9 protein-coding genes are annotated in these 15,028 nt (G+C 67.6%); 6 read left to right on the forward strand and 3 right to left on the reverse strand.

Annotation, left to right across the window (positions count from 1 at the left end):
* Positions 1 to 154 precede the first annotated feature (154 nt).
* Together WIX41_RS07775 and WIX41_RS07780 are read left to right on the forward strand one after the other, a co-directional pair.
* Entirely contained in the window at positions 155 to 2,257 is a 2,103-nt protein-coding gene (locus tag WIX41_RS07775; protein ID WP_339446514.1) for a phosphoglycerol transferase I, read from the forward strand.
* A 179-nt stretch (positions 2,258 to 2,436) separates the two neighbouring features.
* On the forward strand, positions 2,437 to 8,544 hold the full coding sequence (locus WIX41_RS07780) for a hypothetical protein (protein ID WP_339446515.1): 6,108 nt from the start codon (positions 2,437 to 2,439) through the stop codon (positions 8,542 to 8,544).
* Between the two features lie 20 nt (positions 8,545 to 8,564).
* Here the strand turns inward: WIX41_RS07780 and WIX41_RS07785 are convergent, their stop codons facing one another.
* Positions 8,565 to 10,958: a DUF3772 domain-containing protein gene (locus WIX41_RS07785; protein ID WP_339446516.1), complete on the reverse strand. Its 2,394-nt coding sequence runs from the start codon at positions 10,956 to 10,958 to the stop codon at positions 8,565 to 8,567.
* Between the two features lie 127 nt (positions 10,959 to 11,085).
* Positions 11,086 to 11,334, reverse strand: coding sequence for a hypothetical protein (locus WIX41_RS07790; RefSeq protein ID WP_339446517.1), 249 nt, complete (start codon positions 11,332 to 11,334; stop codon positions 11,086 to 11,088).
* A 248-nt stretch (positions 11,335 to 11,582) separates the two neighbouring features.
* Here WIX41_RS07790 and WIX41_RS07795 point away from each other — a divergent pair, with 248 nt between their 5' ends.
* Positions 11,583 to 12,086, forward strand: coding sequence for a hypothetical protein (locus WIX41_RS07795; protein WP_339446518.1), 504 nt, complete (start codon positions 11,583 to 11,585; stop codon positions 12,084 to 12,086).
* Positions 12,087 to 12,159: 73 nt separating this feature from the next.
* On the opposite strand, the gene WIX41_RS07800 is transcribed toward WIX41_RS07795, so the two are convergent.
* The gene (locus WIX41_RS07800) at positions 12,160 to 12,594 is read right to left on the reverse strand and encodes a PepSY domain-containing protein (RefSeq protein WP_339446519.1); all 435 of its coding nucleotides are present in this window, start codon (positions 12,592 to 12,594) and stop codon (positions 12,160 to 12,162) included.
* A 143-nt stretch (positions 12,595 to 12,737) separates the two neighbouring features.
* On the opposite strand from WIX41_RS07800, the gene WIX41_RS07805 reads away from it, so the two are divergent.
* Genes WIX41_RS07805 through WIX41_RS07815 form a run of 3 tightly spaced genes read left to right on the forward strand, consistent with a single transcriptional unit; the run spans position 12,738 to position 15,023 of the window.
* On the forward strand, positions 12,738 to 13,037 hold the full coding sequence (locus WIX41_RS07805; protein ID WP_339446520.1) for a PepSY domain-containing protein: 300 nt from the start codon (positions 12,738 to 12,740) through the stop codon (positions 13,035 to 13,037).
* 1 nt (position 13,038) lies between these two features.
* Positions 13,039 to 13,701: a response regulator transcription factor gene (locus tag WIX41_RS07810; RefSeq protein WP_339446521.1), complete on the forward strand. Its 663-nt coding sequence runs from the start codon at positions 13,039 to 13,041 to the stop codon at positions 13,699 to 13,701.
* Positions 13,698 to 15,023, forward strand: coding sequence for a HAMP domain-containing sensor histidine kinase (locus WIX41_RS07815; protein WP_339446522.1), 1,326 nt, complete (start codon positions 13,698 to 13,700; stop codon positions 15,021 to 15,023). Before WIX41_RS07810 ends, WIX41_RS07815 begins: the two co-directional genes overlap by 4 nt.
* Positions 15,024 to 15,028: the final 5 nt, after the last annotated feature.

A 15,028-nucleotide genomic window follows, 5' to 3' on the forward strand; every position in this document is an offset into this window, starting at 1 on the left:
TTTACGCATTGAATCGAGATGCGGTGTATTGCGGCGCAACACGTTTTCAACAAACATTTCAGTCAGGTTCGTGCAGGCATGATCAAGACATCGGCCTGTCATGTGGGTGTGGTTGGGCGGCCGGTCGCACCTGTCTCCGCTGCCGATGATGCCCATGCTCTGGATCCTGCTGCTGTCGCTGTTGCTGCTCACCTGGTTGTTGCTCGCGTCTGGTCGCTGGGCCTGGTGGAAGGCAAGCCTGATGTCGCTGCTGCTGTTGACGCTCAGTGCGTGGTGGTTGATCAACAAGCTCTCCGGCGATGGCCTGAATGCGGCCACGCTGTACCACCTCGGCGCGGACATGGAAGGCGCCGGTGTTTCGGACTTCAAGGGCTACATCGCCGGCTTCATCGTGCTGGCCCTGCTCTCGCTGCTGCCGCTGCTGACCCCGCGGATCAAGCGCTGGCAGCGTACTGCGCATGGTCGTGGCGTATTCGCCGGCTTCCTGGCGGTGTGGGTGCTGGCGATCGGGGTCAGCCCGCTGTATCGCGACGGCCAGCGCCTGTACCAGCAGATGCGGCCGGTCGATTACAGCATGGTCGCGCCCGAGTACCGGGTGCCGCAGCAGCCGCTGCGCAAGCCGCGCAACATCGTGTGGATCTACGGCGAAAGCCTGGAACGCACCTACCTGGATGAATCCACGTTCCCCGGCCTGATGCCCAACCTGAACCGCCTTGCCGGGCAGGCGCTGGATGTACGCGGGCTGGTCTCGGCCGAAGGCGGCGGTTGGACCATCGCCGGCCTGGTGTCATCGATGTGCGGGGTGCCGCTGACCACCGCACAGGGCGATGAGAACAGCATGGACCGCATGGGCAGCTTCCTGCCGGAAGCTGTGTGCCTGGGCGATTACCTCAAGCAGCAGGGCTATACCAACCATTACATGGGCGGCGCCAACGGCCTGTTCGCCGGCAAGGGCCAGTTCCTGGCCACTCATGGGTTCGATGCGGTGGACGATCTGGCCTGGTTCAAGCGGCAGAAGATTGCCCGTTCGCACTTCTCCACCTGGGGCGTGCACGACGACGTGCTGCTGGACAAGGCCTACGACCGCTTCATGCAGCTGTCCAAGGCTGGCCAGCCGTTCATGCTGACCACGCTGACCATGGACACCCATCACCCGGCCGGGCACCTGCCGGTGGCATGCAAGCGCACCCGTTACAAGAGCGACTACGGCAACATCGGCCTGCTCAACGCGCTCAAGTGCACCGATGGCCTGATCTCCAAGCTGGTCGACCGCATCCAGGCCAGCCCGTATGGCGACGACACGTTGATCGTGATCGCTTCGGACCACCTGGCCATGCCCAACGACCTCAGCCATATCCTGGCCGAGCAGAAGCGGGAGAACCTGCTGCTGTTCCTGGGCAAGGACATTCCCCCGCGCCAACTGGCGGCCAACCATGGCTCCACGCTGGATTCGGGCGCCACCCTGCTCAGCCTGATAGAGCCGGAGATCGGTGAGATCGGCTTCGGCCGCTCGCTGCTGCACCCGGAGCACTCCAACAGCGCCAGCGCAGCGGTATTCCGCGAAGACGGCAAGGATTTCCCGCGTTACCTCGCCTTCTCCCGTTCGCTGTGGCTGGGCGACAAGACCCGCCAGCTGCGCATCGATGACGACGACCAGGTGGTGATCGGCCTGCAGCACGTGCAGCCGCCGGTGCTGCTGGAGTACGACAAGCAGTGGGACCTCAAGTCGGTCTACCTGGAAAATACCTCCAAGCAGTTCGACCTGGCCGACCCGTCCAATACGCTGGCCTATGTCGACCGCTGCACCGCATTCGAAGACGGCTCGGCCGATGGCACCTGGTGCGCGATTCTGGTCAATCGCGACAAGGGCATCAAGCTCTACCGCGACGACCAGCTGCGCCAGGGCTTCGCTGTCGATGCGCCGCTGGACCCGTTCAACGGCCCGCGCCCGAGCATCCGCCAGGCCCACATGATCACCCAGAAGGGCCGCCGCACCCGCGCGGGCCAGTACATGCTGCAGTTCGTGGCCAAACAGTCGCCAGACCGTGGCTTCTGGATCGAAGCGGTGTCGTCCAAGCGCAAGGTGGTGGTGGCCCAGCAGTGGGTACAGCCCGATGCGGAAGGCCGGATCAGCGTGCCGTTCGGCCTGGATCACGAAGTGGATGATCTGGAGATCCGCGCGTGGTTGAATCACGCCGAGAAGCTGGCGGTGGACAACTTCGCGCTGATTCCGTCGCGCCGGGGCAATCGTGGCTGATTCTGCGATCCGTCGCACATCCTGAGTCCGGACGGGTCGGCACAATCGTGCGCCCCAACTGAACCCGGGGAGTGCCCATCATTCTGGTTCCACTGCGGGCTGCGGAACCTATACCGCACGCGTCCTTTGATCGCTCGCGGGCGTCGCACGCGGCGACGCCCCACCTTGCTCCCTCCAGCGTGGCCAACGCCTCGCCCGGCCATGCGGCACCCCCTGAAACCGACACGCTGTCGCCGGCCCTTGCGCGCTTCCTGCGTCGCTGCCCGCTGCTGCCCTCGGAACTTTCCCTGCTCGAATCCCGATTGCAGCATCTGCTTTCGGAGGGGTCGCCTGATGCGCTGGGGCAGTACGTCTCGCGGGCGATGAAGGACATGCCGCTGATGGACCGTCCTGGCGCGTTGGAGCGGGCGCTGTTCGACTGGGATGCCGGCCTGCCGCTCACGACGGGCGCGTGGCGGCGGGAGTGCGCGCGGGTCGTGGCCAGCCTTGTCAGCGGCGTTGGCCGGCTCCAGTGCCAGCGTGCAGCCGGCATTGCGCTGCATGCCGTGGCCAACCTGGCCGTGGGCGCACAGGGTGCGCGGTGGCTGTCCTGGTCGCAGCAGGCGATGGCGCTGCCCCGGCTGCTGCAGGAAGGCACGCCGCTGGCATGGCTGCGTTGGCTGTGCCAGCTCCCCTTGCCTTCGCTGCGCGGCGGCGCATGGGTGGAGCCCTTGATCGCCTCGCTCCCAGGCGGCCTGGAGGCGCTGCTGCAGCACGCCGACAACGCCCACGACACACTGCATCGGCAGCTGGAGCTCCCCTCGTCCCCACTGCGCCTGGTCCTGCTGGGTACCGCGTGGGCGCTCTGGTTCCGCCAGCGGCCGCCCGCCCCACCGGCCACGGCTGCTGGCCGTCAGCTGGCGCGGTTGCCGGCCGCGCTGGACCAGCTGGACCTGGCCGGCAGCGCCGCCCGGCGCCTGTTCGCGACGCCCCCTGCGGCCGCGATGCTGCCTGGCGCAGCCATGTCGTCCGCTCCGCCCGCCGCGCGGTCGGCCGGGGAGCGTGCGCGCCTGCTGGCCCCCGCATTGCCGGTTGCCCTGGCCACTGCCGCGCTGTCGCCTGCGATATCTCCGCTCCTGCGGCACCGGGGCGCTGCCACCGTGGCGTGTGGACTGGCCACAGCGGCGGCCGGTGGTGGCCTGGTCGCCTGGGCGCTGGACAACGCCTACCAGACAGCGGTCGCGCAGATCGGCGAGCGGATCGAGCGTGTGCTGTTCCTGCAGCCGCCCAGCCGGGAAGCCAGAGCGTTGGGCGAGGCGCTCGCCCTGCGCGTGGCCGTGCTGCCCGTGGGCGACGACATCACGATGCAGGCCCGCGTGGTGCTGGACCTGCCCGTGGCACGTGATGCACCGAATTTCCGCCAGGCGCTGCGTGCACTTTGCGGGCTGGGCGATGACGTCGACGAGCCACTGCTCGACGCGGCAGCCGGTTGGGCATTGCGCCGGCCGACGCGCTCGCTGGCCGCGTCCGAACCGGAACCATCGCCCGACCCGGCAGTGCAGGACGAGGCCGCCGTGCAGGATCAGGTCGCGCTGATCGATGCCCTGTGGACGCTGCGGGACGCCGCATCCGCCGCAGGCAACGCAGCGCTTTCCCGCATTGCATTCACTGCCGCGCCGGACTCGCCCTTCGCGCGTGCGCTGCTGTCCGTGCGCGAGCAGCTCGGTTGGCTGTACCGCCAGGAGGATTTCCTTGCAACCCTCTATGCCGAACGCCTGCCCCCCTCCACGCTGGTGGTCTACAACGGCACCCTGACCGGTACGCGTGCCACGTCGGGAACGGTGATCGTTCTGCATCCAGTGCCGCATGGCTCAGACAGCCTTGCATGGTCGCCCCCCACCGAAGCGCTGCTGGCCAACCTGCACCGCAACGTACTGGACGCGGGCGGGTGCTTCGACAACGCCGTCGAGGCACGCCTGGCATGTGCACTGGGCTTCTACCTGGGTGAGGACGTGTCCACGCAGGCGCACACGCCTCCCGCGCTGGACCGGCTCATCCAGCGCCTGGAGCGCACGGTGCAGCAGTTGCCGGACGGCCATATCGCCCCCACCAACGAGACGGCGACATTGCGGCGCCTGCACGCACAGGTGCGGCAGGCCAAGGGCGTACCGATCCGCGGGCTCGAACCTGCGTGGAGCAGTTGGCGGCCAGACCCACGCTCGCACCTGGGGCACAACACGGCATTGGCGCGCAGCCTGCTGCTGCAGGTCTCGCAGCATACCGACGTCATCGCCCTGTGCTGGCACCACCACGTCGATCCGGCACAGCTGGTCTACCCTGCGCATGGTCCGGTTTACGCCCATGCCCTGCAGGGCACGCGCAAGGTGGCCCTGTTCGAAGCCGGGCACCCTCCGGCCGCATTGGCGGCGCTCGACACGATGCTGCGCGGGATTGCCACGCTCCTGCATGCACCCGTGCGCTCGGACGGCCGCCTGCGCGTCCCGGAAATGCTGGCCTACTACGCCGCGCCACTGCCTGCCATTCCAATGGATGACGCCCCGTTCGACGCCAGCCTGGCCATGATCGAGGCCCAGTTGGCACCGCAGCACCTGTCACCGCTGGGCAGCGCACGGGTCGAAGTGCAGTGGGACGCGCGCAGCGACTCGCCGGCGCAGCAGGATCACCAGCGACTGCTGGATCGGCTGTGGGCGCAGTTCGACACCGCACCGCATACCCTGGATCAGGCCCTGGCCCACCAGATGCTGCTGCCAACCTTCCCCTCGCCACTGCACATGGCATGGCGCGATGCCCAGCAGCAGCTGCAGCGGGTGTTCGAACAGACCGAGGTGTGGCTGGAGATGCGACGGGTCAATGCGTCCTACCCGTCGCTGCGGGTCGGCGCCGATGGACTGACCGCCAGAGTGCGCGGCTCGGGGCGGAGCGTAGTGATCATCGACGGCCTCAGCGCCGCGCTCCCGCCATTGCTGGCCCACCCACGCGAAGCGCTGTACCGGATGACCGACCGCCTGGGCAGGTTCTCGCCCGGCGCGTCGGTGCCACTGGTCAATGCCCTGCAGTTCCACGGCGCGCTCCCGCTGCCGGTGCGCCAGCCCTGCCCTGCAGCCGTGGCATGTACGCAGGCGCAACTGCTGGATGCCATTGCGCGGATTCACGAACGCTGGCAGCGTCATGCAGCGCCGTTGCCACGCTGGCAGGAGGCCAGCAACGAACTCCAGGACCTCGGCCGCGTACTGATGCACCGGCCCGACGCAGCCACGACCCTGTATCGCCCAGCACTGGGTACCTCGACAGCGGCACTGCTGCAGACCGCCCTGCAGCCCCTGGCGCAGCTCATCGTCAGTCCCGGGCTCCTGGAGGCGATGGAGGAGGTACCCCTGCCCCTACGCTGGATGGCCGTTGACGCAGCGGGGCACGTGCACGTGCAGGACGAGCTCGGCAACCCTCATACGTTCAACGGTAGCGGACCCTGGCAGCACAGCTCCCTTGCACAGCCCCTGGCCCAGCTTCGCGACGTGGCGGGCCGACTCGGCGGCCACGTCCGGTCCGATGGCCGGGTTTTCGTGTCCGACACCCTGGCCGCGCACGGGGGGTGCGGTCCCGGCGAGGCGACCCATGTCGATGGCGCCGGGCGCTGCGCCGAGCGCCTGCTCGGTGAGCTTCGGCTCGGCATGCGCCCCGAGCTCCTGCACGCTGCCGATGCACTGAGCGCCGACGATGTTGAGCAGGTCCGCCAGACCACCACCAGATTCCTGGCACAGCGCGCGCCCGCCGGACAGACCCTGCTGGAATACCTGGCCCTTCCACTGCTTCAGCAAGGAGAGATCGCACCGGAGCAGCTGCACCGCAGCAGTCATTACGTGGCCCGCATGGCACGAACACCGCGCGCAACGGCCTTGCAGACCGCGTTGCTGCGCGAGCTCGGCTGGTACCTGGGCAGCGCGGTCGCGCCCACCTCGCCAACGCTGCTGGGCAGCCTGACCCGCGAGGCGATCATCCTGGACCTGGGGCCCGCGTCCGACCGCGATGCGCGGATCCTGCTCGGCTACCGGCTGCACAAATACCCCAACTGGGGACGCACCTTCGCCCAGATCCGCCAGGATTTCCACGATTACCTGCGCAGCATGGGCCGCATTCCGGACTCGCTGCTGGGGCTGGCAGGGACGCTGGCGCTGCAGGAACTGGCACCGGAGCTGCTCCCGGGCGACGTTCCGGCCAACCTGGTCTACGGCAACACGATCGCCTCGATCCATTACGTCAGCGGCGTGCACCTGGCCGAACGGCTGCGGCGCGGTCTGTCCCAGCAGATGCGGTTCAGTGAACTGATCACCTTCGCTGCCGATCTGGGCGAGGGCAGCGGAACACCCGACCTGGTCAGGCAGTTGATCCTGGACGCACGGCGCCTGCCGACCCTTGACTGGTATGTGTTCCGCCAGCTGGACCACCAGGCGCCACTGCCGGTGCCGCCGCCGGAACGCATCGAGGCCGCGCTGCGCGCCTTCGACCAGCGCGTGGCCGACATCGAGCGCGCCATCGCCGACGTACTGGCGCCCCTGCCCTATCGCATGCCATTGGTCGAAGCGGAAATCCGCCGGGTATTCCCACGGTTTCCGGGCGTGCTCTCCGACCAGCCATGGAACTCCACGGACTTCCGGCTCTGCAACGACGACAACCTCTTCGGCAGCAGCTTTCCGTTTTTCGAGGTCGTGGCTGCCGGCGCGCTGCGCACCGGAGCCGGGCAGTGGCGCCCCTGCCGCAGGTTCGCGCCCAGCTCGCCGCTCAACCCGGCGCAGGGAAATCCGCGCTTCGAGGCCGCCCAGCAGGACGCCTTTGCGCTCATGAAACCAGGCCTTGCCCGGATGGCGGACATCAACGCCCGCTACCAGAAACGCTTCGATGCCTATTTCCGCAAGGCCCAGCGCGGCTATGGCGTACTGATCGAAGAGGCGCTGTACCAACGACCGGAGGAAGAGCGTGCGGCACTCCGCCGCGGCGATGTGCAGGTGTTCACCCTGCGCACGCACACGGATCTGGAGGCGCAGCAGGAAACCCGCGACGATACCGATCATTACCGGGGGCGCTTCGGCGTGGTCTACACCCTGCAGGTGGACGGGCAGCCCCGCCATTTCCAGCTCTTCCCGCTGCAAAGCAGAATCGTACCGCTCACGCTGGAGGGGCCGCTGCCAATCGGAGGGGAGCTGCAGAACCGCAAGGTGCGCCTGCGTAGTGGCAACTTCGCCACGATCCGCGTGCGTCGGGGCACGTCGTTGGAGGTGGACTGGGAAGCCTACGCATCGGACCGTGCACTGCTCGATGGAAGCAGTTCGGATGTGATCGTCGAGCCACTGCTGGCGCGGCCGGTCGACGCCAACGACACGGCCGCCCACTCACCGTTCCACGCCCTGGTCGAGCCGGTCCGGAACGACTTCTTCTGGCTGGATGCGGCGGCGTTCCGTCGAGAGGGGTGGGCGCCAACGAGCTACGAAGAGCACCTTGATGATGCGCCGTTGTGGTTGAAGACCGTGTACTTCATCGTTCCCTTCGTAGAGAACCTGCGCGGCCTCTCGAAGAACCGCAACGAATTTGCGATGGCAGCGTTCGGGCTCTACCTGGAAGCGATCATCGTGGTGGGTCCGGTCATCGGCGGCATGGCCAAGGTGCTGATGCGGCCTGGCCTGAAAATGACCCTGCCCCGCTTCACCGAACTGTCGAGGGTGCTGGGTCGGGGCACCCTCGATGCGCTCAATCCCGCAGCCGGCAGCCTGGCGGTGCTGCGGATTGGTTCGGGCATCGTGCAACGCACTGCACGCGGCAATCTGCGCTTTCTCTGGGCGGTAGTGGACCCACAGCGCCCGGACACGCGTGTCATGGGCGTTCGTTGGGCGATGCGCGAGGGCATGGCCGTTGCCAAGGTGGGCAGTTCGCTGGCATCGCCCCTCCACGAGATCAAGGTCCGCACCGTCGATGACATCCCCCATGTCCTGGTGTCGCCACCGCCGGGTGCCGGCGATGGCCGCACCCTGCATCTGGTCGACCCCGCCACGCTAACGTTGCACGGCCCGGCGCTGCAGGAGCGACTGGGCGAAGGGGGCGGCGCTGCGGGCATGCTGATCAAGGTGGGCGGCAACCCGCGCACCCCGCATGTCTCCCCCGGCAAGGCGCTCAAACCGATCAAACAGGGGCCCAAGGCGTCCGAAGAACAGCCCGACGACGACCAGCCGCCCCTCCAGCCCCCCGTGGTCGTCCTGCCCGATCCACCAAACCGCCTTCCACAGGATGCGCGCGCCTGATGCGCGCCCCCTGCAGGTTGTCACCGTTCGCGCGGTGCGGGCGCTTCGCCGACCAGGTGGATATCGGTCGGCGCAGACAGGGCGATGCCGGCGGCGGCGAACTGCTGCAGCATGGTGAAGTACAGATCGCTGCGCACCCCATACACGGCGCGCGGGCCGGAGGTGTAGGCAAAGCTGTTGATCGCCACCTGGCCATTGGCGATGGAATCGATGAACACCGACGGTGCCGGGTCGGTCAGCACGCCCGCGTGTTCGGTGTACGCATCGAGCAGAATCCGGCGCACCGTGGCCACATCCGTGCTGAGCGGCACGGTGAACTGGATCTGGATCCGGCCCTGCGCGTTGCCCATGGTCATGTTGCGGATGGTCTTGGTGATCAGCTCGGAGTTGGGCACGATCAGCGTCGACTTGTCGCCCACCTGGATCTCGGTGGAGCGCACGTTGATGCGCTTGATATCACCCTCCTGGTCGCCCAGCTTCACCCAGTCGCCGATCTTCACCGGCCGCTCGGCCAGCAGGATCAAGCCCGACACGAAGTTCTGGGTGATCGCCTGCAGGCCGAAACCGATACCCACCGACAGCGCGCTGACCACCAATGCCAGCTTCTCAAAGCCGATGCCAAGCGCGGTCAGGCTCCACAACACCGCCGCGATGATGCCGAGATAACGGGTAACCGTGCTGATCGAATTGCGCGCGCCCGCGTCGAGTTCGGTCTTGGGCAGGTAGGTGTCGGTGAGCCAGCGCTGGAAGGTCTGCATCACTGCCCAGACCAGCAGGAAGGCCAGCACCGCGTACAACACGCTGCTCGGTTTGAGCGTCAGGTTGTCGCCCAGGCGGATGCCCTTGGACAGGGTGTCCAGCCCACCGTACAGCGCGCTCAGGTTGCCCAGCGGCGCGGTCAGGGCCATCACCGCCAGCAGGATCACACCCACGCGCAGCACCGCCGACAGCAGCACGCCCGCCTGGATCACCCGCGACTCGCTCACTCCGGTGGTGAGCGACACCGTCCGCCCCACACTGCTCGTCGGGCACAGCAGCCACGTGGCCAGGTCGTCGGCGAACTTCATCAGCAGCGAGGCCGCCATCAGCACCACCGCGCCCCAGACCAGCTGCTGGGCCACGAACAGCGCCAGGTTGAGGTAGCCCAGCAGCGTGGCGATCACTGCAGCAGCCACCACCACGTGGCCGGCCAGCCGCGCGATCACGATCCAGCCACTGCGGCGCGGCGGGCCCTTGGCCTTGCCGTCGGAGTGCGCCTGCGCTTCCAGCTTGGCCGCCGCCTCGTCGGTCTGGCGCCGGTGCAGGCGCGCCAGCGAGATCAGGATGCCGATGATCAGCGCCATGTAGGTGATGGCGATCAGCCCGTCCACTGCCACCGTGGTGATCGCGCTGGTGCGCACAGCACGTCCGAGCGCCATCAGCACGATGCTGATCCAGGTCAGCGCAGCCGCGCCCCACGCGTACTTGCGCAGGCGCCAAGCGGCGGTGTCATCCAGGTTGAGCAGGCGCCAGGAAGGGCGCCTTGGCACCAGCAGAGCCGCGCTCAATGCGGTGATGAAGGCGGCCATATAGGTCGCCACCTGGATACTGAACACCACTTTTTCCAACTGCGGCGGAATCGCGCCGATGGCATCCAGCGCCCCGAAGAACACCACGCAGGCCAGCCCTGGCAGCATGGTGCCAACCACCAGCAGCCACATCGCCAGGCCGGAGCGGCGCAGGCGCCCGTCCGGTGCCCGTTCGGATGCCGCATAGCGGCGCCCGGCCGCGCGCAGCCACAGGCGCAGCGGGAAGAACAGCAGCAGCGCCACCGCCAGCCCGGTCAGCGGCGCGATCCAGCCATGCTGCGCGATCGCCTTGCGGGCAGTGCTTTCTGCCAGCCGGTACAACGTACCCAGCGCCTTCAGGTCGTTCGGCACGTCGTGGGCGAACTGTCGCCACAGCGAGGGCGACAGGGGTGAGTTGACTTTGCGGGCCAGGTCCTCGCTGAGCTGGGTAACCCGCGTCTTCTCGATGTCCGCGCCCAGCTGCCTGGCATCCACCGCCAGCAGTTTCGCGCGGGCCACCGCGGCGGCGATATCAGCACGCTGCTGGTTCAACGATCTGCGCTGCTGGGCAACGTCGCGCGCCTCCACGGTGCCCTCGGGCACCGTGCCCAACTGGGTCAGGCGGGTGTCGAGCTGGTCCAGCTCCGGCTGCAGGGTGGCCTGTGCATCATCGGCGTCACGCTGCACCGCCATCGCCCGCTCGAACAGCGGCGTCAGCGTCTCGCGGGTTTCCGCGTCCGGCAGTGCCGAGCGGATCGCCTTCAGCTCCTTGTCGGCCTGGGTCAGCTGCGCCTTGGCTTGGGCAGCGGGGTCGCCAAGGTCCTGCGCCCAGGCCCCGGGGGCCACGCACAACCAGGCAAAGAGCACTACAGCCGCCAGCGGCCGCAACAGGGGGAAACGATGACGGAAAGACAAACCAGCACCCAGGGTTCACGCGGACTATCGCGCCTGCCCGGACTATAAACCGAGGCTCGTTCACACCGGGTATGCAACCTCAATACTTCAGGCGCAATTCCTCGACCTGCGGCTGCAGGGCCGCGTACCACTCCTGGAACTCCTCCTCGCTGATCTCTTCGGGCGCGTATACCGCGATTTCGTCCCACGGATGATCGGTCGGCAGCGGTTGACGCGGGCCGGCACGCAGGGAATAACCCGTCCCCTCGTGATCGACCACCTCGTCCACCGCCTCCCACTGTTCGCGGGCAAAGTCGTGCTCGCTCTTGAGCAGGATCACCTGGTACATCCGCACCTCCATTGAACGGGTCCCGGCCAGCATAGCGCCGCACCGGCGATCCCGACATGACGGCACGACAACGTACCGTTCCAGTCCAGGGCTTCGACCTGACTGCGCTGATCCACACCCGGCAGAACGCGGCGACCGCACGCCACGGCGGAGGTTTCCCTTGCATGCAGGCCCACGACAGGCATCATTCAAGCAACGGCTGCTAGCGTCAGCGCTGTCGGCCGCCTTGCCTGCCCCGGAGCCCCACCATGATCCGCCCGCTTTCCCTGCTGCTGTGCCTGATGGCCCCCGGTGTCGTGCTGGCGCAGTCCGCTGCCGGCGCCACCGGCCCGCAGTCGACGACCGGTCTGGACCTGTCCGTGCCGCAGCAGCCGCTGCAGTACCTCAACGACCCCACCCTGCGGGGCGACCCGCCCGGCACCTTCTATGGCGACAAGAGCGGCCGCCGCGCGATCCCGCGCGATGGCGCGGCCAACGGCATCGCCGAGGTCACCGACGACAAGCTGCGGGTCAACGGCAGCATCACCACCGGCATCGGCTATGCCAAGAACTTCGGCAACACGCATTTCAACGCGGCCGAGTTGAACCTCAACAAGAATTACACCAACGACGAAGGCAAGACCCGCAACATGAACCTCAACATCCAGATCAGCGAGGGCAAGGGCCCTGGCTTCTATGGACCGTATGGGGGTGGCTATGGGTATGGCCGCGGCTACTGGGATGCGGCCGGTCCTGGCCCGGTAGGCTGGTAACGGGCACCGCATGCATGACCAGTACGGCCGGGGAAACCCGGCCGTTTGCATGTGGTACGCAGGCAGGCGCGGGTCAGTCCCACCAGCCGTCGCGACGGGTCGACAGCACCCGGCCATCATGGCCGCTCATGCGCACGTCCACGCGCTGGTTGCGGGCATTGCGCGCTTCCAGCGTCCAGGTGGCGCCGTCACGTTCGACCGATTCGATCCGGGTCAGCCCGGCCTTGCCGGCCAGGGTGAGGATCTGTCCGGCATCGAGCAGGGCACGGCCGTCGCGGGGGTCGAAGATCTCGCCCGTGGCGGGGTCGATGATCACCTCGTCAACACTGCCATCGGCGCGGGTTACATCGGCTTCCCAGACACCGTCGTCGCGTTCCAGTTCATGCACCTGGGTGTAACCGGCGGCACGCAGCCTGGCCTGTACATCGGCAGCGGACAGATCGGCGGCGAAGGCCGGGGCGGTGGTGAAGGCGGTCGCCAGGGCGGCGGCAAGGATCAGCTTGTTCATGGGGGAGTTCCTGAAAGGGGCACCGGACCATCCCGGCGCCGCCAGTCTGGCAAGCGCGTTTAAGCGGACCATGAGCCTCATTGTCAGGAACCGTTTAAAGGCCCGGCGTATACCGTATGCAGCCCTTCCCTGCCCCCGCTGCCATGACCGCCCTGTCACTGCTCCTGCCATTGTTGTTGACCGCCTCCGCGCAGGACCCCATGCGGGTCCTCGATGGCGGTGCACGCCAGCAGCAGGCCGTGCGCCAGGCCGTGCAGCAGGGCCGCTACGTGCCGCTGGAAACGGTGGTGAGCGATGCCCTGCGCCGCTACCCCGGGCAGCTGCTGGAGGTGGAGCTGGACGATGGCAAGTACGAAATCGAAATCCTCGGTGCCAACGGCGTTGTGATGGAGCTGGACTATGATGCGACCAGCGGCCGCCTGCTCAAGATGGAAGAGGACTGAGATGCGACTCCTGCTTGCCGAGGACGATGCCCTGCTCGCCAGCCAGCTGCAGCTGCTGCTCGAGGACGCCGGTTACGTGGTGGTCCACAGCAGCGAGGGCCGTGACGCCGAGTACCAGGGCCAGGTGGAGGACATCGCTGCGGCGATCGTCGACCTGGGGCTGCCGGGACTGGATGGGTTGAGCGTGATCGAGCGCTGGCGCCAGGCCGGGCGCGATTTCCCGGTGCTGGTGCTCACCGCGCGTACGCGCTGGCACGACAAGCTGGCCGGCTTCGATGCCGGCGCCGATGACTTCCTGACCAAGCCGTTCCAACCCGAGGAACTGCTGCTGCGGCTGCGCGCGTTGATCCGCCGCAGCGCCGGGCATGCCAGCCCACGCCTGCAGTGCGGCCCGTTGCGACTGGACGTCAATGCCGGCCGCTTCGAGCTGGACGGCGTGCTGCTGCCGCTGAGCCCGCAGGAACACCGCATCCTGAGCTACTTCATGCACCACCCGGATGTGGTGATCAGCCGTTCGCGGCTGGGCGAGCATGTGTATGAAGCGGGCTTCGATCCAGATTCCAATACGCTCGATGTGCTGATCGGGCGGATCCGCCGCAAGCTCGGCAGCAGCCTCATCCACACCCATCGCGGCCAGGGCTTCCGCCTGTCGGCGCAGCCATGAAGATCCGCTCGCTGCGCAGCCGCCTGCTGCTTGCCGGTGGCCTGGGCATGGTGCTGGTCTCGGCACTGGCCACGTGGTGGCTGGGCGCGATGTATGAGCGCTCGGCGCGCACAGCGCTGGACCAGCAGTTGGGCAATGACCTGATCGCGGTGCTGGCGTTGGTTGAAACCGACGCGCAGGGTGGTGTGCAGGTACGCGATGAACTGGGCGACGAACATTATCGGCGCGTGTTCTCCGGCGCGTACTGGCAGCTGCAGGACGCTCAAGGCCAGGCGCTTGGGCAATCGCGTTCGCTGTGGGATGAAACGCTCGCGGTGCCGACCACGCTGCGCACCGGCCCGCCCCAGGCATTCGACACCAGCGGCCCGCTGCAGCAGCCGCTGCGTGCGCTGGCGCAACAGGTCACCCTGCCGCGCGCGGCCACTCCGCTGCAGGTGGTGGTGGCAACCGACCGCAGCCAGCTCGATGCGCAGGTGAACGCGTTCCGCCAACGCACCGCGCTGGCGCTGATCGTACTGATCGCCCTCTGGTTCGCCGTGCTGGTCACCCAGGTGCATTACGGGCTGCGCCCGCTGGCCCGGCTGGGCCGCATCGCCGAGCAGGTTCGCAATGGCGAGGATGTGCGCTTTCCGCAGCAGGGCCTGGTGAAGGAAGTGGCGCCGTTGGCGGGAGAACTCAACGCGCTGTTGGACCACCACGGCCGCATGGTGCTGCGTGCGCGGCGCAGCGCCGAGGATCTGGCGCATGCGTTGAAGACGCCGTTGACGGTGCTCACCACGGAAGCGGCGGGCGATGGCAGGGACTGGCGTAGCACCCTGCGCAGCGAAACGACACGCATGCAGGCCAGCATCGACCGTTACCTGGCGGTGGGCGTAGCCGCCGACCACCAGCAGCGCACGCCGGTGGCACCGGTGGTGGCTGCGCTCTGCGGGTTGATGCAGCGCGTGCATGGCGAGCGCGACCTGGCGTTCGCCTGCGATTCGAGTGCTGCCGGTGTGTTTGCCGGCGCACGCGAGGACCTGGAAGAGATGCTGGGCAACCTGCTCGACAATGCAGGCAAGTGGGCCGCACGGCGGGTGGAGGTAACGGTCACGCAGGCCGGAAGCAGCATCCAGATCGAGGTCAATGACGATGGCAGTGGTCTCCCCGAGGGCGACCTTGAACGCGTGTTGGGTCGTGGCGTGCGGCTGGACCAGCGCGCGCCGGGCAGCGGGTTGGGATTGGCGATCGTGGCCGATATTGCTGAGAGTTATGGCGGTGGATTGAGATTGCGCAATGACAGCCGTGGGCTGCAGGCAACGCTGACACTACCCGCAGGTTGAGCGAC

The organism is Stenotrophomonas sp. AB1(2024), assembly GCF_037482345.1.
In the GTDB taxonomy this organism is placed as follows: domain Bacteria; phylum Pseudomonadota; class Gammaproteobacteria; order Xanthomonadales; family Xanthomonadaceae; genus Stenotrophomonas.

What these genes read in the sequence shown, in the direction of transcription:
- WIX41_RS07805 (WP_339446520.1), top strand. Translation starts at nt 12,738, where the DNA reads ATGACCGCCCTGTCACTGCTCCTGCCATTGTTGTTGACCGCCTCCGCG.
- WIX41_RS07815 (WP_339446522.1), top strand. Translation starts at nt 13,698, where the DNA reads ATGAAGATCCGCTCGCTGCGCAGCCGCCTGCTGCTTGCCGGTGGCCTG.
- WIX41_RS07800 (WP_339446519.1), bottom strand. Translation starts at nt 12,594, where the DNA reads ATGAACAAGCTGATCCTTGCCGCCGCCCTGGCGACCGCCTTCACCACC.
- WIX41_RS07795 (WP_339446518.1), top strand. Translation starts at nt 11,583, where the DNA reads ATGATCCGCCCGCTTTCCCTGCTGCTGTGCCTGATGGCCCCCGGTGTC.
- WIX41_RS07790 (WP_339446517.1), bottom strand. Translation starts at nt 11,334, where the DNA reads ATGTACCAGGTGATCCTGCTCAAGAGCGAGCACGACTTTGCCCGCGAA.
- WIX41_RS07775 (WP_339446514.1), top strand. Translation starts at nt 155, where the DNA reads ATGCTCTGGATCCTGCTGCTGTCGCTGTTGCTGCTCACCTGGTTGTTG.
- WIX41_RS07810 (WP_339446521.1), top strand. Translation starts at nt 13,039, where the DNA reads ATGCGACTCCTGCTTGCCGAGGACGATGCCCTGCTCGCCAGCCAGCTG.